Source organism: Desulfuromonas thiophila (assembly GCF_900101955.1).
GTDB lineage: Bacteria > Desulfobacterota > Desulfuromonadia > Desulfuromonadales > Desulfuromonadaceae > Pseudodesulfuromonas > Pseudodesulfuromonas thiophila.
Map to the genome: position 1 here is coordinate 124,066 of NZ_FNAQ01000004.1, position 18,403 is coordinate 142,468.

The window sequence follows — 18,403 nt, forward strand, 5'->3', positions numbered from 1 at the left end:
ACCGGTATGCCGTCATTGTGATTCCAAGCCGGGTATCCGCCCACCACAGGAGGGCAAACGGGCCTGCAGCCGCACTACCTCGCCAAACACCAGTACTGCCGGCCGGCAGGCCTGTCGGGCATCTTCCACCAACTGCGCCAGACTGCTGACAATCACCTGCTGGTTGTCACGGGTGGCATTGGCAACAATGGCAACCGGCAGATCAGGCCGTACCTGCCGGGCCAGGGCCGCCTCAACAATCTGAGCGGCAAAACTCAGCCCCATCAGCACCACCGTGGTGTGCTGAGGCAGATGCAACAACTCCAGCCATGCCTGATTGAAACGGTTCCCCGCCAGATGTGCCGACACGACGGAAAAACCGGTGGCATAACCCCGCGCGGTCAGGGCAATCCCAGCCAGCGCCGGCCCGGCCAGGGCCGAACTCAGCCCCGGCACCACCTGTACTCGAATGCCCTGTTGCGCCAGACACAGGGCCTCTTCCGCTCCCCGCCCGAACACATAGGGATCACCGCTTTTCAGTCGTGCCACCCGCAATCCCTGGGAGGCATGGTCGATCAGCAGCTGGTTGATCTCCTCCTGACTGCAGCTGTGCCGGTCCTTCTGTTTGCCGACATAGCGTCGTTTAACCCCTGCCGGTACCAGTGCCAGAATCTCATCGGAAATCAGATGATCGTACAGCACCAGATCCACCAGTTGCAGGGCCTCGTAGGCCTGCCGGGTCAGCAACGCCGCGGCGCCGGGACCGCAACCGATCAGCAGCACCTCACCCAGCAGACGATGGGCTTGAGTACGTAAAGCCATCGCATCGCTGTGTCCGGCCTGGCGGTCACGGCCTGCAACCGCAGTTAGTGCGGCAAGTTCGGCGGGCAGCAAGCGATCAATGCGGTCCCGCACGATCTGCGTCAGTGTCGGACTGGCCCCGCCGCTGGAAACCGCTACCTTGAGGTCACCCCGACGCAGCAATGCGGAAAAATAAAAATCGCAGCGCTCAGGCGCATCCACCGCATTGACCAGCAACAAACGCCGCTGTTTCTCCCGCGCCAGCAGCTGCGCCACCTCGCTGGCACCGGTGGCGTCGACCACCAAGGCAAAATCAGCGAGGTCTGCCGTCTCGATGCCCTTGACAATCCGAACCAGCGGCAGTTCGTCGAACCCAGCGCAGAACTCACGTGCAATGACGCAAAAATCGATCGCGTTATCAAGCAGAACCCGGGCCTTGTGGAGGGCGACGGCACCACCACCCAACAACAGTATCCGGGGATCCTTCAAAACGATGGGCAGTGTTGACATCGACCTTTCCCTGTACGCCCTATCCAGGGCGCAAAAGACAGAGGGCACCTCAACGGGTGCCCTCCAGAAACAATGGCGCTGGCGTGACGCCTATCAGCTGACAAACGCCTCGCGGTTTTCAGCGTACAAATTGGCAAATTCCATCTCCATGGCAGCCAGTTGATCAGCATCAAGCGAAAAATAGGCCGTACCGGCACAATCCACCAGATTGATGGCCTCATCGGGGGCACGACAACCAATGCCCAACTTGCGACAGAGTTCCACAGCCAGATTAACAGTGGCGGCCAAAAGCCGCACCTCCTCCGTCACCGTGCCGGCCGGCGGCAGGATTCTGTGATAGCAAACCGCTTCGACCAAAAGCGGTGCTATTTGCCAGGCATTCAGTACCGCCGCGCCAACCTGATAGTAGGGATAGTCAAAATACTCCGACTCCAGCGCCAGATAATCAAGCCGCTCATCGTTGTAAACCGCCTCGATCAGTTCACGGTAACGCTCCGGCTGATTATTGTTGCGAACTACCTTGCCGAGATTGCTGAACAGGCCAGCCAAAAAAGCCTCATCAGCGTCACCCCGTCCTACCAGCCGGCTGATATAGCGGCCTGCCAAGGCGGCCCCCACCGACTCCTCCCACAACATTTTTTCCAGCAGGCCGAACTTCTTGTTAACGCTGGCCATGCTTGAAGCCAGTACCAGGCTGCGCACGGTGCGCTCGCCGAGGATAACCAACGCATTGTGCAGCGTGGTGATCTGCCGCATCAGGCCATACATGGACGAGTTGGAAATCTTCAACATCCGCGCCGATACCGCCGGATCCAGCGCGATGGTCTCGGCCAGTTTTTTGATCGAGGTATCCGGATCCTGCAACAGCTCAAGAGTCCTGATCGCCACGATCGGCATCGGCGGCAAATCACCGATATTTCCAGCGATATCCTGATAGTTGATCATCACATTCCCTGCCAGAGATCCTAGAACTTGCCAAACTCGTCATCGTCCAGGGCAATGCGTGGCGGTGCAGCCGGCCCGCCCCCCCACTGTTCCGTCGACGGCGCGGGCGCAGCCGGCCGGGCCACGGGGCGTGCCTTGGCAGCCGCAGACAGAGCCCGCGACCGGGCCGGCGGAGCCAGCGACGGCCGGGAAGAGAGGTTCTTGAGTTTGAAATTGGTCAACAGTCCTTCCAACTGAGCGGCCTGGCTCGAAAGTTCCTGAGCTGCCGCCGCACTTTCCTCGGCACTGGAGGTATTCTGTTGGGTCACCTCATCAATCCGGGCCACACCCTCGTTGATCTGAGCAATTCCCTGGGCCTGCTCGTTACTTGATGCGGCAATCTCAGCCACCAGGTCATTGACCTTCTGGATTTCTCGCACGATTTCACTGAATGCTGCAGCCGTGCGGTCGGCAATGGAGGCACCATGCTCGGCCTTGGCGACAGAGTTTTCAATCAGGGCGGCGGTTTCCTGGGCCGCCTTGGCGCTACGGGCCGCCAGATTGCGCACCTCCTCCGCCACGACAGCAAAGCCTTTGCCATGCTGACCGGCACGGGCCGCCTCAACAGCGGCATTGAGCGCCAGCAGATTGGTCTGGAAGGCGATTTCGTCGATTACTTTAATAATCTTGGAAATGTTCTGGCCCGATTCGTTGATATCCGACATGGCGGTAATCATCTGTTGCATCTGATCACTGCCGCGATCAGCGGCCTTTTGCGCCTGGCCTGCCAGTTGACTGGCCTGGCTGGCGTTATCGGCACTGCCGCGGGTCTGTGAGGCCAGTTCGTTCATCGAAGCGCTGATCTGCTCCAGTGAACTGGCCGAACTGGTGGCGCCATCGGACAGCGACTGACTGGTATCGGAAATCTGCGCCGAACCGGCAGCAATTTGGCTGGCACCCTGACGCACCTGTTCGAGAACGTCGTTCAGGTCGGTACTGACCTTTTTCAGCGCCACACGCAACGAATCTTCTTGGTCGCGGGGCTGGATGTCAAAACTCAGATCGCCAGCAGCGAGCTTTTGCAGGGACACCAGTACATCCTGCTGCAGAAAATCAGCAAATCGATCAATGGTACGACCGATATGACCAATCTCATCGTTGCTCTTCATGTTCAGACGACCATCGAAACGGCCAGCTGCCATGTTGTCAAACATCTTCTCGACCGCCACCAAGGGCCGTCGCACCAGCACACCCAGGATAAAAAAGATTGCCAGTGAAGCCAGCAGAATACCCAGCACTCCGGTCAGCGCCATGGTGGTGAAACTCTGCCGCACACCCGCGGCGCGGGATTGTTCAACCTGCTTGCCCACCTGATGTAATTCGCTGAGATCATAGTGCAAATAAAGGACACCCGCCAGGTCGCCAGCCTTGTTGTCGAAATGACATTCCAGGCACTTGGGTTCGAGAATCGAAGCGTGCAGCAGGGTCAGGCGATCACCGGCCTCGTGCATGAATTCGGCATTGCCCAGGGTGGCGGCGCGAGCCTGACGCATCAATTCAGCATCAAACGAACGGCCAATATTCCCCTGCAGACTCGAATAATCAACGGCGCCAGTGGCACTGGCGAGACCAACCTCAGCCACGTTATGAACGGTGCCGAGTTCCTTGAGCAGATCGGCGAACACCTCCATCTCCCCCATCTCCACCGAGGTGCGGGTACCGATGTTCAGGCTCTGGAACACGCTTTTTGCCTGCTGGTGCTCGGCCTGCCGCAGCAGACGCATCTGCTCATCCGCCTGCTGCCGCAGCAGCCGCGATGTCTGCAGGTTGACAACCAGAATTGCCGTTCCCATCACGATCAGCAGCAAAACCGTCAGGATCGCCGCGACCTTGTTCCGAATGCTCATATTGCCCCCCTTGTCACACCACTTTGTGGACACCACCACGCAATAATGCAATCCTCAGCACTGCAATGCATAACAAATGACACGTTTGTGTCGTTAAAGTTCTATCTCTTCCAGATCTGAATCATAAAGCAATTTTGCCACATTTAACAGAATTTTGACACGGTCGCCCATCTTGCCCATGCCCTGGATATACTGGGAACTGCCACCAGCAGTTGAGCGGGGTGGCGGTTCGATATTCTCCGGCGGGATATCGGCAACCTCGTTGACCTTGTCAACCACCAGGCCGACAGAGGTTTCATTGAGCTGAACCACCACGATACAGGTGCGCTCATCGTAATCACGCGGCGGCAGGTTGAAACGGGCCCGCACATCCATGACCGGAATCACCTTGCCACGCAGGTTGATCACACCCTTGATATAGGGGGGCATGTCCGGCACTTCGGTAATTCGCTGAATGCCGATGATCTCGATCACATAGCGGATTTCAATGCCATAATCCTCATCACCCATATGAAAGGTCAAATACTTGCCTTCCTGGGTATCCTCGCGATTGCCGTCTTTTTCCACCAGAACCTGGCTCTCTGTCATCGGCTCCTCCTGCTCCCTGATGGCTCATGCACTGCATTGTGCGACGCAGACAAAAACTGTTTGAAAAACTCTGCGGAGTCTAGCGCAAAATGCTCCTGCCTGTACACTTTAATCTTGCAGAATCATATTCTAAGAGAACCATCGTAAGCCTTCAGGGAAACAGCGGCACCAGATCCAGACCAGCCGTTTCCTCGAAACCAAGCATCAGATTCATATTCTGCACGGCCTGACCAGCCGCACCCTTGACCAGATTGTCGATGGCACTCACAAGGATCACCCGCCCCGTGCGCGGATCAAGCGCAAGGCCGATATCGACATGGTTACTGCCCTGAACATAAGCCGTATTCGGCCAATCACCCGCCGGGCACAGACGAATAAAGGGTTCGTCCTGATAAAAATCGGCTACAACCCGGCGCAGACCGGCCTCGTCGACCGTGCCGCAGCGCTGCGCATAACAGGTGGAAAGAATACCCCGGTTGACCGGCAGCAAATGGGGTGTGAAATTGACCAGAACCGCGCAACCGGCCAATTGAGACAGGGTTTGTTCAATCTCCGGCGTATGACGGTGATTGGCAACGGCATAGGCCTTGAATCCCTCATTGACTTCACAGAACAAACTGGCTGTCTTGGCCGAGCGGCCGGCCCCACTGGCACCCGATTTGCTGTCGATGATCAAGCTGGCCGGATCGATCAGCCCAGCCCGCAGCAGTGGCGCCAGCGCCAGCGCCACACTGGTCGGATAGCAGCCCGGATTGGCCACCAACCGGGCCGGCCGGATCTGCTCGCGGTACAGCTCAGGCAAACCATAGACCGCCTCATCAAGCAACTGCGGACTGCTATGGGACTGATACCAGGCCTCGTAGACAGCCTGATCCCGCAAACGGTAATCAGCCGACAGATCGACCACCCGACAACCCGCCCGCAACAGACCCGGCACAAAATTCATCGCCGTCTTATGTGGCAAAGCAGTAAACACCAGCTGCGCCCGCTGACCCAGTTCTTCTGGCGTCAGTTCTTCGCATGTCAGATCACAGAAACCACGCAGCGAGGGAAAGACCATATCAAGCCGCTGCCCCTCATATTGACGTGAGGTCACTGCCGTGACAACAACCTGAGGGTGACGCGCCAGCAGACGCACCAATTCCACGCCGGTATAGCCCGTCGCCCCAACCACCGCAACCTGTATCATTGCCCTACCTCCCCTGCCAGCCATTCACGTTGGTTCCATCCCGCCGCCTTGGAAGAACGGCGCATCATCAAAAAAAGGGTGACCGTGACCGGCCACCCCTTGGTTGCTTCGGAACGGCCACACAGACCGTTGCGTATCGCAATTAACGCTTGGAGAACTGGAAGCTGCGCCGGGCAGCGGCACGGCCATATTTCTTGCGCTCCTTGATGCGGCTGTCACGGGTGATGAAGCCCGCTTTCTTCAGCACCGCCCGCAGCGACTCATCGACCTCCAGCAGGGCCTTGGTGATGCCGTGCTTGATGGCACCGGCCTGGCCGGAAGGACCACCACCACAGACATTGACGATAACATCGTACTTGCCGATGTTGTTGGTGAGCTCAAGGGGCTGACGAATCACCATCTTGGAGGTTTCACGACCGAAATACTCATCGATATCGCGCTTGTTGACGGTAATGCTGCCAGTGCCCGGTTTCATCCAGACCCGCGCAACTGAGGTTTTTCTCTTGCCGGTGGCATAAAAACGCTGTTCAGGCATAATCAAACGATCTCCCATTACTGAATTTCAAGAACTTTAGGCTGCTGGGCACCGTGCTGGTGCTCAGCACCGGCATAGACCTTGAGCTTCTTAAGCATCTGACGCCCGAGTTTGTTCTTCGGCAGCATGCCACGAACCGCCTTAATAATCAGATCTTCCGGTTTTTTCTGCAGGAGTTTGTCCGCCGTGATGGAGCGGATACCGCCCGGATAACCGGTATGATGGTAATACGTCTTGTCGCTGAGTTTATTGCCGGTCAGCTGCAGTTTTGCCGCATTGACCACAATAACAAAATCCCCCGTATCGACACTGGGGCTGTAAATGGCCTTATGCTTGCCGCGCAGAATCCGCGCGATTTCTGTCGCGATGCGACCAAGAATCTTGCCGTCCATGTCCACGACGAACCAGTCGCGCTTGACATCGGCTGCCTTAGCTGTTTGCGTGCTCATCATTATCCTCTCATCCTGTATAGAAATCTGCAGCTGTACGGGGCTCACAGAGACGTGGAAAATAACCGATCACCCGCTCAGCGTCAAGACATTTCCCCGTCCAGAGCTGTTTTTTCGTACCAGACCTCCATCAGGCACAATCCCTGCGGCGGCGCCGTGCGACCGGCCAGCTGCCGGTTCAGGCCGGCCAGAATCGTGCCGACCTGCTCAGGCGTCAGCCGGCCACGGCCAACATCCACCAGGGTGCCAACCAGTATCCGCACCATATTCTTGAGAAAGCCGCTTCCCCTGACATCAATGAGCAGTTCCGGCGCCTGCTCTGTCAGGATCAGGCTGAAAATTTCGCGCTCCGTGGTTCTGGCGACACAGGAGGAGGAGCGAAAGGCGGCGAAATCGTGCCGACCTTCAAGCAGTGCGGCCGCCTGGCGCATAGCGGCAACATCAAGAGAAGCAGCCACCTGCCAGCTGTAACGGCTAAGCAGGGGAGAACGGTGCGACGAGAGCAGCAACCGGTAGCGATACCATTTGCCGCGGGCATCAAAACGGGCATGAAAGGTCTGCGGCACCTGCCAGACCTGGCGAACCACGATATCCGGCGGCAGCAGGGCGTTCACCCCTTCACGATAGGCCTTGAGCGGCCGCGGTCGGTGTGTATCGAAATGGGCGTGCAGACCACGCGCATGAACACCGGCGTCGGTTCGGCCCGATCCATGAAGCCGCACCGGATGACCACAGATTTGCGCCAGAGCCTGCTCAACCACATACTGCACCGTCCGGTCACCGGCCTGCAGCTGCCAGCCCTGATAGGCCGTACCCTCGTATTCCAGTTGCAGCACAATCCGCGCCATGATCTTCTCCCGCTCCTCTGCCTGTCCCCTGTTCGTTCGCCAGTCCAGACCCTGGATTGGCAACAGCCTTCCCGCAAACCCGGCTGTCAAATCCCGCCCTGACCGACACGGCGACGCCCACCCACACAAACAGTACCATGGGCCACCATGGGCCGAGAACGGCAACAGGGCCGCCGGCATTTCCGGCGACCCTGTTGCACGTCCTCTACAACCTACAACGAATCAGCGTTCGAGCAGAATCCGCACCATGCGGCGCAGCGGCTCGGCGGCGCCCCACAGCAACTGATCGCCACAGGTAAAGGCTGAAACAAACTTCGGCCCCATCTTCATCTTGCGCACCCGGCCAACCGGCACGGCCAGGGAGCCCGATACCGCCGCCGGCGTCAGTTGCGCCAGACTGTCAGCCTTGGTGTTAGGCACCAACTTAACCCAGTCGTTATCAGCCGCCAGCAGGGCTTCAATGTCAGCCAGGGGCACATCCTTTTTAAGCTTGATGGTCAGCGCCTGGCTATGGCAACGCATGGCACCGACGCGAACACACAGACCATCGACCGGAATGGGCTCCCGGGTGCCGAGAATCTTGTTGGTTTCGACAAAGCCTTTCCACTCCTCGCGACTCTGACCGTCTTCGACCTCGCGATCGATCCAGGGCAGCAGGCTGCCGGCCAACGGAAAACCGAACTCTTTCTGCGGCAGGCTGCCGTCGCGCAGGCGCTCCGTCACTTGGCGATCGATTTCGAGAATGGCCGAAGCCGGGTCAGCCAGCAAACCGGCCACCGACGCATGCAAGCCACCCATCTGGGCCAGCAGTTCCCGCATATTGGGAGCACCGGCGCCAGAGGCCGCCTGATAGGTCATGGAGGACACCCACTTGACCAGATCGGCGCGGAACAGCCCTCCCAGCGCCATCAACATCAGACTCACCGTGCAATTGCCGCCGATAAAATCCTTGCCGCCTGCAGCCAAGGCCTTATCGATCACCTGGCGGTTGACCGGATCAAGGATGATAACGGCGTCGGATTCCATCCGCAGGGTGCTGGCGGCATCAATCCAGTAGCCCTGCCAGCCGGACTGTCGCAACGGGCCATGCACCGCCTTGGTATAGTCGCCACCCTGACAGGTCACCACCACATCAAGCTGCTTGAGCGCGGCCAGGTCATTGGCATCCTTAAGGGTGCCCGCCCCCAGGGGCGCATCACCACCCACTTGGGACGTAGAAAAGAATACCGGCTCGATTGCCGCAAAGTCGTTCTCCTGCTGCATGCGCTGCATCAGCACCGAACCAACCATCCCCCGCCACCCGACGAATCCGACTTTCATGTTGAGTTGCCCTCTCGCGTTGTTGTTACTGGCTGCCTGACGTCTGTCGCGTTACAAGGCCGCGACGATGGCGTCTCCCATCTCCACGGTGTTGACCCGTGTCTCACCGGAAGTTCCCTGATAGATATCACCCGTGCGATACCCCTGATCCAATACCTTTTCCACCGCTGCGTCCACCGCGTCGGCCGCCTGCTGCATACCGAAGGAATAACGCAGCATCATCGAGGCCGACAGAATCTGCGCAATGGGATTGGCGATCCCCTGCCCCGCAATATCCGGCGCGCTGCCGCCCGACGGTTCGTACATGCCGAAGCTGCCTTCAGCCAGCGATGCCGACGGCAGCATGCCAAGCGAACCGGTCAACATGGCCGCCTCGTCGGAAATGATGTCACCAAACATGTTGCCGCACAGCAGCACATCAAACTGTTTCGGCCAGCGCACCAGCTGCATGGCGGCATTGTCAACATACATGTGCGACAGGGCCACGTCAGGATACTCCTTGGCCACCCGCTCAACCACCTGGCGCCACAACACCGAGGTCGACAGCACATTGGCCTTGTCGATACTGCACACCTTGCTGGCCCGCTTGCGAGCGATGTCGAAGGCGACACGGGTAATGCGTTCGATCTCCGGTTCAGTGTAGAGCATGGTGTCAAAGCCGCGCCGTACACCATCGACCGTTTCAATACCCTTGGGCTCGGCAAAATAGATCCCGCCCGTCAGTTCGCGCACCACCAGCAGATTAAATCCCCCCTCGATGACCGACTCCTTCAGCGTCGAGCTGCCGGTCAGGGCCGGAAAAATAATCGCCGGGCGCAGGTTGCAGAACAGGCCGAAGATCTTGCGCAGGGGGAGCAGGGCGCCACGCTCGGGCTGCTCGTCAGGCGGCAGGCTCTCCCATTTGGGTCCGCCAACACTGCCAAACAGAATCGCATCGGCCGCCTTGCAGATATCGATTGTGGTCTGCGGCAGGGCCTTGCCTTCCAGATCAATACCGGCACCACCGACGTTGGCATGGCGCCGTTCAAACTGCACGTCGTATTTCTTCTCAATGGCATCAAGAACCTTCAGGGCTTCCGCCATAACCTCCGGTCCGATACCATCCCCCGGCAACACCGCTACCTTAAACGTTTCACTGGCCACGAAACTCTCTCCTTCTGCATCCATGACAAACCCCGCCAGGCCCTGCAAGCAGACAGCCTAACCGCCGGTTTTTGCGAGGTTTCTTCTCATTGAGGCGTTCGCCACTATAGGGACCGGCTCCCGAACTTGTCAAACGAATTAGCCACCGGCACAATTCCGGCGATCCAACTGTGTCATTTGCGTCTCATTCAATTGTGCCAAATCTGGCAGAGGCTGCCTCCACAAATGGAAAAAAGCCGGTAATTACCGGCTTTTCCGCTGCCAGAGAAACTGTTCCGATTCCACTCCGCTTTTCAGTAGCGGGCATCGGCGAATTCGACCCAGCCACCTGCCTGCACCAGCGCCTTATCAAAGGCCGACAGATCAAAGCTGAAGGTTTCCGACGTGCCATCGGCGCCATTGGCCGTCAGACATTGAGCCTCCACATCGACCGCGATCTCGACCTCGGTGCGGAGCGCCAGGGCAAACAACCGGTCGATCTGATCCTTTGGCAGTTCAATGGCCAGCATGCCGCCATTGAACATGTTCTGTCGGAAAATACGGGCATAGCTCTGGGCAATGATGGTGTGAACACCATTGACTTCAAACACCCAAGGGGCATGCTCACGCGACGAACCACAGCCGAAATTCTCCCGGGTTACCACCACCCGGGCACGGCGTACCGCAGGGCTTTTGGGGTCGAACCCCTCCAGTTTCAGATCCTCCAGCATGTAGGGCTGCAGGGCCTCCTTGGTGACCTCGGTCAGATATTTGGCCGGAATGATTTCGTCGGTATTGATATCACTGCGGTCGAGAAACAGGGCCGGACCTTTGAATACTTTTTCCATGGGTTCCTTCATCCTCGTAGCGACTTGGGGTTACAGGCTGCGCGCGTCGGTGATCCGGCCGGTGATGGCAGTGGCCGCGGCCGTGGCCGGACTCATCAGATGCACCATGCCACCCTTGCCCATGCGTCCGTTGAAATTGCGGTTACTGGTCGAGGCGCAGACCTCGCCTTCAGCCAATACCCCGTTGCTCATCCCCAGACAGGCCCCACAGGTCGGATTGGTGACGCAGAAACCGGCATCCATAAAGATCTGGATCAGACCCTCGCTCAGGGCATCACTGAAGATCTTCGGCGTCGCCGGTGACACGATGGCCCGCACCGAGTCGGCAATGCGACGACCTTTGAGCAAGGCAGCGGCCACCCGCAAATCCTCGATACGACCGTTGGTGCAGGTTCCGACATACACCTGATCGACCGGCGTACCGGCCAGTTCCGCCACCGGCTTGACACAGTCCGGCTTGTAACCGTAGGTCACCTGCGGTTCGAGGGCCGACAGATCGAAATCAAGCACCCGGTCATAGACCGCGTCGGCATCGGAATGCCAGCGGGTGAAATCGGCCAGGGCGGCGGCACGGTCAGCATAATCAGCGGCGATGAATGGCCACAGATAGTCAAGTGTGACGGCATCCGGCATACAGATACCGCAGGTGCCACCAGCCTCGATGGCCATGTTGCAGAGAGTCATGCGCGCTTCCATGCTCATGGCGTCGACAATCGGACCGCCGAATTCAATTACCCGGTCGGTCGCGCCATTGACACCCAGTTGGCCAATGACAAACAGGATGACGTCCTTGGCGTAGACCCCCGCCGGCAGGCTGCCATTCAGATTGACACGAATGGTAGCGGGCTTGCGAAAGGCGCAGACCCCCTTGAGAATACCGACTTCGAGATCTGTGGTTCCCACACCGGCGGCAAAAGCGCCAAAGGCACCATGGGTACAGGTGTGACTGTCACCCATGATAACGGTATAGCCGGGCCGGATATAACCCTTCTCCGGGAAAAGGGCATGACAGACGCCATTGCGGCCAACATCGAAGAAATCCTGCAGATCATGGCGGCGGGCCCAGTCCCGCAGCATCTTGGCCTGCAGAGCCGTCTTACTGTCTTTCGACGGGGTGACATGGTCGATCACCGCCTTGATTTTGGTCTTGTCGAAGACCCGATCCTTGCCACGCCATTCCAGATCGGCAATGGCTACCGGGGTGGTGATCTCGTGACAGAGCACACAATCGAGATCGAGCACAAAGGTGCCGGCAAATGGCTCGTCACGCAGATGGCGCTCAAAAATTTTCTCCGCTATCGTCTTCCCCATACCCTCTCCTTGGTCAGTAAATAAAGATGGTGTCGCTAAAAGCTCGCCAACGGCTGCGGCAGTCAACCGGCTGCGGCGGGACACCGGCTCCGGCGCCCCGCCGCAAACTGTCGGGCTATTCTACACAGCCCCCCCTAGAGGTCAACCGCCGTGCGCTTCTGCAGCGAGGCAATCTTGTTCAATGCATTAACGTAGGCCTTGGCCGCTGCGACAATAATGTCGGGATGCGCTCCCTGGCCGAGCTGTTCACGACCCTGCATTTCCAACCGCACGGTACATTCGCCCTGGGCGTCCGTACCCCCGGTGATGGCACCGACAGAAAAATGCAACAACCGGGCATCACTGCGAGTCAGTTTCTTAATGGCCTTGAAGGTGGCATCTACCGGTCCATCGCCCAGCTCGGCCGTCTTTTTCACCTCGCCATCGATCTCCATCTGCACCGTGGCCGTGGGCGCGGCAAAGGAACCGGAGGTCACACTCATCTCCATCAGCTTGAAACGCTCCGGCACACGAATGATCTCATCGGCCACGATGGCTTCGAGGTCCTCGTCAAAGATCTCCTTCTTCACATCGGCCAAGGCCTTGAAGCGCACGAAAGCCTTCTGCATGTCGTCTTTAGACAGCTCGTAACCCAGCTGTTGCAGCCGCTGATTAAAGGCATGGCGGCCCGAATGCTTGCCCAGCACCAACTTGTTCTGGTTCAGACCGATGGATTCCGGTGTCATGATTTCATAGGTACTCTTTTCCATCAGCACACCGTGCTGATGAATGCCAGCCTCATGGGCAAAGGCATTGGCTCCGACAATGGCCTTGTTAGGCTGCACCACAATACCGGTAATGGTGGTCAGCAGGCGGCTGGTGGCGTAGATATGCTCAGTGACCACGTTGGTCCGGTAAGGCAGAATGTCCTGACGGGTGCGCAGCGCCATCACCACCTCTTCCAGCGAACAGTTGCCAGCTCGCTCACCAATACCATTTATGGTACATTCTACCTGACCGGCACCCGCCTGCACCGCTGCCAGGGAGTTGGCCACCGCCAGTCCCAGATCGTTGTGGCAGTGAACCGACAGGACGGCCTTGTCGATGTTGGGCACATTTTGCTTCAGGTAGCTGATGATATTGAAATATTCTGACGGAATGGTGTAGCCGACGGTATCCGGAATATTGACAGTCCGGGCACCGGCGGCAATAACGGCTTCCACCACCCGGGCCAGAAACGGCAAACGGGTGCGCACGGCATCCTCGGCGGAAAACTCAACATTAGGGGTATAACCGACGGCCCGTTTGACGGCGCGGACCGCCGTTTCCACCACCTCGTCTTCCGTCATCTTCAGCTTGTACTTCATGTGGATATCACTGGTGGCGATAAAGGTGTGAATGCGGCCACGTTCGCCAGCATACTGCAACGCCTCCCAGGCCCGGTCGATGTCGGCGTCATTGGCTCGTGCCAGACCGGAAATCTGAGGTCCCTTGATGGTCTGGGCAATTTTCTTAACAGCTTCAAAATCGCCTTCGGAAGCAATGGGGAAGCCCGCTTCCATCACATCGACGCGCATTTTTTCCAGCTGATGGGCAATACGCAGTTTTTCCTCAATGGTCATGCTGGCGCCGGGCGACTGTTCTCCATCACGTAAGGTGGTATCGAAAATAATGATCTGTTTTTTATCTGTCATGATTTTACTCCTTTTTAAGGCAGTGGGCACCCCTGTGCGGAGGGTGCGATACTCTGGATGTCATGTATTCGCTTCCGAAGTTGTCGATAGGCCTGCCGCAGCAGGTCACTCAGGTCCGATTCCACCCAACCACCTCCTCCCGGGTGTCGGGACAAGCAGTCTGCAGCACGACCGCCGCCCGGTTGCAGTAAACAAAAAAAGCTCCCGCCCTTAAAACAGGGGCGAGAGCTGGTTGCTTCGCGGTACCACCCTGATTCCGACCGGATAATGCTGCCTCCAGTCGCTTCATTCGCCATTACGCGGCGCCACGGCAACGGCTGGCGGATCAGCTACGCGGCTGATGCGGTTCACCGTCACGGCTCCAAGGCGAGTTCGGCGTCGTCCTGTACTGGCTTGCAGCAACCGCCAGCTCTCTGAAACAGTCCAGAGCGCCTACTACTCCTCTTCACAGCCTTTTCGTCTATCTGTTGTTCTGGCACCAATACCCCAGCCCGAGCGACAAGTCAACGTCTGCCGCACCGATCAACCACAACGGACGACATTTTTTCAGCCCGGACAAACCCGGTTCGCGGCCACTAAACCCGATTCTGCCGGTATCGGCGCACATAGTTCATCAACGCCACCACCGGGGTAAACAGGATGTAGCTGATAAACATCAGAAACAGCATTTCCTCTGGCTGGGCGACAATCACGATAATCATCACAATGGCCAGCACCAGAATACCGAAGGGGCGCCGTTGCAGCAGTTCAGGATCCTTAAAAGAATAATAGGGCACGTTGCTGACCATCAAGGCCGCCAAGCCATAGATCAGCACCAGCACCGAAACCATGCGGATGGTACCGGTTCCGCCGAGGGAATAAAACAGCAGAACACAACAGGCCACCATGCAGGCTGCTGCCGGAATGGGCAAGCCGACAAAGTGCTTCGATTCCACAGTCGCCACCTGAACATTAAAGCGAGCCAGTCGCAAAGCACCACAGACCACATAGAGGAAAGCAGCCAGCCATCCCAGCCGGCCAAAGGGCTGCAACGCCCAGGAATACATCAGAATGGCTGGCGCCACACCGAAGGCCACCAGATCGGACAGCGAATCGTATTCCACGCCGAACTGACTGGTGGTGCCGGTCAGACGCGCCACCTTGCCGTCAAGGGTGTCAAAAACCGCCGACAGCAAAATAAACCAGGCGGCCACGTCAAAACGGTCGTTCATACTGGCAACCATGCCGTAGAAGCCGGCAAACAGGCTGCCCGTAGTGACCAGGTTGGGCAACACATAGACGCCACGGCGCAGGCCCTCACGCCGCGATTCAGTGCCTGAATTCATGACATCTGTCCCACTATCGTTTCACCACCAACACAGCGGTCCCCCAGGCTGACCTGCAAACGCACATCAGCAGGCATGTACAGATCCACCCGCGAACCGAACCGGATCAGGCCGTAACGCTGGCCACGCTGCAGCAGATCACCCACCACCGGATAGGTAACAATACGACGAGCAATCAGCCCGGCAATCTGCACCACCAGAAAACGCTGACCGGATGCAGTTTCCAGCACCATGCCAGCCTGCTCATTCTCGAGGCTGGCCTTATCCAACGCCGCATTAAGAAACTTTCCTTTATTGTAGAATTGATCCTTCACCGCACCACTGACCGGCACCCGGTTAACGTGCACATTAAATACCGACATGAAGATACTGACCTTACACATCGGCTGATGTAAAAAGCGTTCTTCCTGCACGGTTCCAACGAACACCACCTTGCCGTCCGCCGGGGCCACCACCAGATTCTCGTCCACGGGGATGGTACGATCGGGATTGCGAAAGAAATACACTGTGAACAGGGTCAAAAGCAGCAACAGTACCGCCAGAAAACTCCAGTCCAGCAAAGCGAACACCAGGGTAAGAAAGGCAAATATACCGATAAAGGGGTAGCCCTCAATGGCAACGGGCTGATTCTGATTGCGCATGGTATCCCTCGTCTGCTTCATAAAATTCCACAAAAAAACCGGCGCCTGCTGGCGCCGGCAGGATCAATCGGCCGAGCGCCAACCCTTCGATCCGCGACCAAGCACGATAGGGCCCGAGCGCACCAGCTCCTTGATGCCCAGCGGCCGCAGCAGTTCGATCATGGCATCGATCTTATCCGGCGCACCGGTCACCTCAACAGAAAAGGAGCGCGGCGTGACATCGACCACCTTGCCGCGGAAGATGTCGACGATGCGCAGCACTTCCGCACGCGTCGTCGCTTCTGTACTGACCTTGATCATGGCCATCTCGCGCTCGACAAAAGCCTGGTCGGTAAAGTCAATCACCTTGATGACATCGACCAGCTTGTTGAGCTGCTTGGTGATCTGTTCCAGCACCTGATCATCACCACTGGTAACGATTGTCATGCGGGAAATCGTGGTGTCAAGGGTCGGCGCTACCGACAGGCTTTCAATATTGAAGCCGCGACCGGAAAACAGTCCGGCCACCCGCGGCAGCACGCCAAATTCGTTCTCCACCAGAACGGTAATGGTATGTTTCATCGTTTTGTTCTCTCCTGTGGTCACCAGGGCGGCGCGGCGCGCCCGTCCCTGACGCCATTGCTGTCGGTCCAACCGGCGTTGCCGGTTACCTGCACGTTTCTATCAGGAAGCCAGCACCATCTCGTTCAGACCCGCCCCCGCCGGCACCATCGGCAACACATTTTCCTCACGGGCGATCTTGAACTCCATAATCACCGGCCCCGGTGTCGCCAGTCCCTGGCGGATAACCTCCTCCACCTCGTCGGGATGCGTCGCCTGGAAACCCTTGGCACCATAGGCCTCGGCCAGCTTGACAAAATCGATGGGCAGCTCCATGCAGGTCTGGCTGTAGCGCCGATCGAAAAACAGCTGCTGCCACTGGCGCACCATGCCGAGAAAATTGTTGTTCAGGATCACTATCTTCACCGGCAGACGGTACTGTACCAGTGTCGCCAGTTCCTGGGAGTTCATTTGAAAGGAACCATCACCGGAAACATCAATCACCTGCCGCTTGGGAAAGGCCGCTTGGGCGCCCAGCGCTGCGGGCAGACCGAACCCCATGGTGCCAAGACCACCAGAGGTAATAAAGGTGCGCGGCTGGGTAAAGTCGAAAAACTGGGCCGTCCACATCTGGTGTTGACCAACTTCGGTGGTAATAATGGCGTCATCCTCCGTCAGTTCACGCAGCTTTTCGATGACAAACTGCGGTTTGATGGTGGTTTTGGTCTTCTTGTAGGTCATCGGATGCTGTTCTTTCCACAGCTCAACCTGCTCACGCCAGCCCTGGGTTGCCTCGATGGCGTCCACAAGCCGTTCATTCTGCTGCTGCAGCCCTTCAACCAGCCGGGGCAACACATCAGGCAGCACACCAACCACCGGCAGATCGACACGGACGTTTTTCTTGATTGAAGTCGGATCGACATCGACATGAATAATACGGGCATGAGGAGCGAAGGTGGCAATCTTGCCGGTCACCCGGTCATCGAAACGGGCGCCAAGGGCTATCAGCAGATCGGCATTGGTCACAGCCATATTGGCATAAAAGGTGCCGTGCATGCCGAGCATGCCCAGTGACAGCGGATGTTTTTTGGGAAAGCTGGCCATGCCCATCAGCGTGGTGGTGACCGGCGCCTGTACCGTTTCGGCAAAGCGCAGCAGATCGTCGCTGACATCGGACAGGGTGGCACCACCACCGACATAGATCACCGGTTTGCGAGCGGCCAGAATCATCTCGACCGCTTTTTCCAACTGTCGCGGATTGGCGCTGACCGTCGGTTTGTAGCCGCGCAACTCAACACTTTGCGGATACTCGAAGATGGCGCTGTCAATCTGCACATCCTTGGGCAGATCAATCAGTACCGGCCCCGGCCGACCCGTTCGGGCAATATAAAAGGCTTGCTTGACGATACGGGCCAGATCCCGCACATCGCGTACCAGATAATTATGCTTGGTAATCGGCCGGGTGATGCCGACCATGTCGGCCTCCTGAAAGGCGTCGTTGCCAATCAGCGGCGTCGGCACCTGGCCGGTGATAATGACCAGGGGGATCGAATCCATGTAGGCGGTGGCGATACCGGTGATGGTGTTGGTGGCACCAGGGCCACTGGTGGCGATGGCGACACCTACCTTGCCGGTAGCGCGGGCATAGGCATCAGCGGCATGCACGGCAGCCTGCTCGTGACGCGTCAGGATGTGTTCGATGGGCGAATCCATCAAGTCATCATAGATGTTGATTACCGTGCCGCCAGGATAGCCAAAAACGGTTTCGACACCTTCCAGGCGCAAACATTCCAACAGAATCTGAGAACCGGTTTTCTTCACGTTGTCTCCTTCGTTACGCAGACCCAACAGCAACGTCGGGCTTAACACCTGTTGTCGGTACTGCAACCGCCC

The 18,403-nt window shown here is 57.9% G+C and carries 17 protein-coding genes and 1 other annotated feature; all 17 genes read right to left on the reverse strand.

What is annotated here, in order from left to right; translation table 11 throughout:
• Positions 1-12: 12 nt before the first annotated feature.
• Positions 13-1,290, reverse strand: a complete 1,278-nt coding sequence (gene cobA, locus BLR80_RS05830; RefSeq protein WP_092077200.1) for a uroporphyrinogen-III C-methyltransferase — start codon at positions 1,288-1,290, stop codon at positions 13-15.
• Positions 1,291-1,383: 93 nt separating this feature from the next.
• Positions 1,384-2,235, reverse strand: coding sequence for an HDOD domain-containing protein (locus BLR80_RS05835; RefSeq protein WP_092077202.1), 852 nt, complete (start codon positions 2,233-2,235; stop codon positions 1,384-1,386).
• A 20-nt stretch (positions 2,236-2,255) separates the two neighbouring features.
• Entirely contained in the window at positions 2,256-4,121 is a 1,866-nt protein-coding gene (locus tag BLR80_RS05840; protein ID WP_245691362.1) for a methyl-accepting chemotaxis protein, read from the reverse strand.
• Between the two features lie 93 nt (positions 4,122-4,214).
• Positions 4,215-4,709, reverse strand: a complete 495-nt coding sequence (locus BLR80_RS05845; protein ID WP_092077204.1) for a chemotaxis protein CheW — start codon at positions 4,707-4,709, stop codon at positions 4,215-4,217.
• Between the two features lie 151 nt (positions 4,710-4,860).
• Positions 4,861-5,898, reverse strand: a complete 1,038-nt coding sequence (gene argC / locus BLR80_RS05850) for an N-acetyl-gamma-glutamyl-phosphate reductase (protein WP_092077206.1) — start codon at positions 5,896-5,898, stop codon at positions 4,861-4,863.
• A 142-nt stretch (positions 5,899-6,040) separates the two neighbouring features.
• Positions 6,041-6,433: a 30S ribosomal protein S9 gene (rpsI, locus tag BLR80_RS05855; RefSeq protein ID WP_092077459.1), complete on the reverse strand. Its 393-nt coding sequence runs from the start codon at positions 6,431-6,433 to the stop codon at positions 6,041-6,043.
• 17 nt (positions 6,434-6,450) lie between these two features.
• The gene (rplM, locus tag BLR80_RS05860; protein ID WP_092077208.1) at positions 6,451-6,885 is read right to left on the reverse strand and encodes a 50S ribosomal protein L13; all 435 of its coding nucleotides are present in this window, start codon (positions 6,883-6,885) and stop codon (positions 6,451-6,453) included.
• A gap of 80 nt (positions 6,886-6,965) precedes the next feature.
• The gene (gene truA, locus BLR80_RS05865) at positions 6,966-7,730 is read right to left on the reverse strand and encodes a tRNA pseudouridine(38-40) synthase TruA (RefSeq protein ID WP_092077210.1); all 765 of its coding nucleotides are present in this window, start codon (positions 7,728-7,730) and stop codon (positions 6,966-6,968) included.
• Between the two features lie 222 nt (positions 7,731-7,952).
• Positions 7,953-9,050, reverse strand: a complete 1,098-nt coding sequence (asd, locus tag BLR80_RS05870; RefSeq protein WP_092077212.1) for an aspartate-semialdehyde dehydrogenase — start codon at positions 9,048-9,050, stop codon at positions 7,953-7,955.
• A gap of 51 nt (positions 9,051-9,101) precedes the next feature.
• Complete coding sequence (gene leuB / locus BLR80_RS05875) at positions 9,102-10,193, reverse strand: 3-isopropylmalate dehydrogenase (protein WP_281241606.1); 1,092 nt, start codon at positions 10,191-10,193, stop codon at positions 9,102-9,104.
• 293 nt (positions 10,194-10,486) lie between these two features.
• Positions 10,487-11,020: a 3-isopropylmalate dehydratase small subunit gene (locus BLR80_RS05880; RefSeq protein ID WP_092077214.1), complete on the reverse strand. Its 534-nt coding sequence runs from the start codon at positions 11,018-11,020 to the stop codon at positions 10,487-10,489.
• Between the two features lie 30 nt (positions 11,021-11,050).
• Entirely contained in the window at positions 11,051-12,331 is a 1,281-nt protein-coding gene (locus tag BLR80_RS05885) for a 3-isopropylmalate dehydratase large subunit (protein WP_092077216.1), read from the reverse strand.
• 134 nt (positions 12,332-12,465) lie between these two features.
• The gene (locus BLR80_RS05890; RefSeq protein WP_092077218.1) at positions 12,466-14,004 is read right to left on the reverse strand and encodes a 2-isopropylmalate synthase; all 1,539 of its coding nucleotides are present in this window, start codon (positions 14,002-14,004) and stop codon (positions 12,466-12,468) included.
• A gap of 214 nt (positions 14,005-14,218) precedes the next feature.
• Positions 14,219-14,462 (reverse strand) — a binding site (T-box leader).
• A gap of 117 nt (positions 14,463-14,579) precedes the next feature.
• Positions 14,580-15,329: a CDP-diacylglycerol--serine O-phosphatidyltransferase gene (pssA, locus tag BLR80_RS05895; RefSeq protein WP_092077220.1), complete on the reverse strand. Its 750-nt coding sequence runs from the start codon at positions 15,327-15,329 to the stop codon at positions 14,580-14,582.
• Positions 15,326-15,970 (reverse strand): phosphatidylserine decarboxylase family protein, encoded by a 645-nt coding sequence (locus BLR80_RS05900; protein ID WP_092077222.1) that lies wholly within the window; start codon positions 15,968-15,970, stop codon positions 15,326-15,328. Before BLR80_RS05900 ends, pssA begins: the two co-directional genes overlap by 4 nt.
• 63 nt (positions 15,971-16,033) lie before the next feature.
• Positions 16,034-16,531: an acetolactate synthase small subunit gene (gene ilvN / locus BLR80_RS05905; protein WP_092077224.1), complete on the reverse strand. Its 498-nt coding sequence runs from the start codon at positions 16,529-16,531 to the stop codon at positions 16,034-16,036.
• Positions 16,532-16,633: 102 nt separating this feature from the next.
• Complete coding sequence (gene ilvB / locus BLR80_RS05910; RefSeq protein ID WP_092077226.1) at positions 16,634-18,331, reverse strand: biosynthetic-type acetolactate synthase large subunit; 1,698 nt, start codon at positions 18,329-18,331, stop codon at positions 16,634-16,636.
• Positions 18,332-18,403 lie beyond the last annotated feature (72 nt).

Bases quoted from the DNA above. Each gene is read 5' to 3' on its own strand.
- pssA (WP_092077220.1), bottom strand. From the start codon at position 15,329: ATGAATTCAGGCACTGAATCGCGGCGTGAGGGCCTGCGCCGTGGCGTC.
- BLR80_RS05880 (WP_092077214.1), bottom strand. From the start codon at position 11,020: ATGGAAAAAGTATTCAAAGGTCCGGCCCTGTTTCTCGACCGCAGTGAT.
- BLR80_RS05845 (WP_092077204.1), bottom strand. From the start codon at position 4,709: ATGACAGAGAGCCAGGTTCTGGTGGAAAAAGACGGCAATCGCGAGGAT.
- ilvN (WP_092077224.1), bottom strand. From the start codon at position 16,531: ATGAAACATACCATTACCGTTCTGGTGGAGAACGAATTTGGCGTGCTG.
- rplM (WP_092077208.1), bottom strand. From the start codon at position 6,885: ATGATGAGCACGCAAACAGCTAAGGCAGCCGATGTCAAGCGCGACTGG.
- cobA (WP_092077200.1), bottom strand. From the start codon at position 1,290: ATGTCAACACTGCCCATCGTTTTGAAGGATCCCCGGATACTGTTGTTG.
- truA (WP_092077210.1), bottom strand. From the start codon at position 7,730: ATGGCGCGGATTGTGCTGCAACTGGAATACGAGGGTACGGCCTATCAG.
- BLR80_RS05885 (WP_092077216.1), bottom strand. From the start codon at position 12,331: ATGGGGAAGACGATAGCGGAGAAAATTTTTGAGCGCCATCTGCGTGAC.
- BLR80_RS05840 (WP_245691362.1), bottom strand. From the start codon at position 4,121: ATGAGCATTCGGAACAAGGTCGCGGCGATCCTGACGGTTTTGCTGCTG.
- asd (WP_092077212.1), bottom strand. From the start codon at position 9,050: ATGAAAGTCGGATTCGTCGGGTGGCGGGGGATGGTTGGTTCGGTGCTG.
- BLR80_RS05890 (WP_092077218.1), bottom strand. From the start codon at position 14,004: ATGACAGATAAAAAACAGATCATTATTTTCGATACCACCTTACGTGAT.
- rpsI (WP_092077459.1), bottom strand. From the start codon at position 6,433: ATGCCTGAACAGCGTTTTTATGCCACCGGCAAGAGAAAAACCTCAGTT.
- BLR80_RS05835 (WP_092077202.1), bottom strand. From the start codon at position 2,235: ATGATCAACTATCAGGATATCGCTGGAAATATCGGTGATTTGCCGCCG.
- argC (WP_092077206.1), bottom strand. From the start codon at position 5,898: ATGATACAGGTTGCGGTGGTTGGGGCGACGGGCTATACCGGCGTGGAA.
- BLR80_RS05900 (WP_092077222.1), bottom strand. From the start codon at position 15,970: ATGCGCAATCAGAATCAGCCCGTTGCCATTGAGGGCTACCCCTTTATC.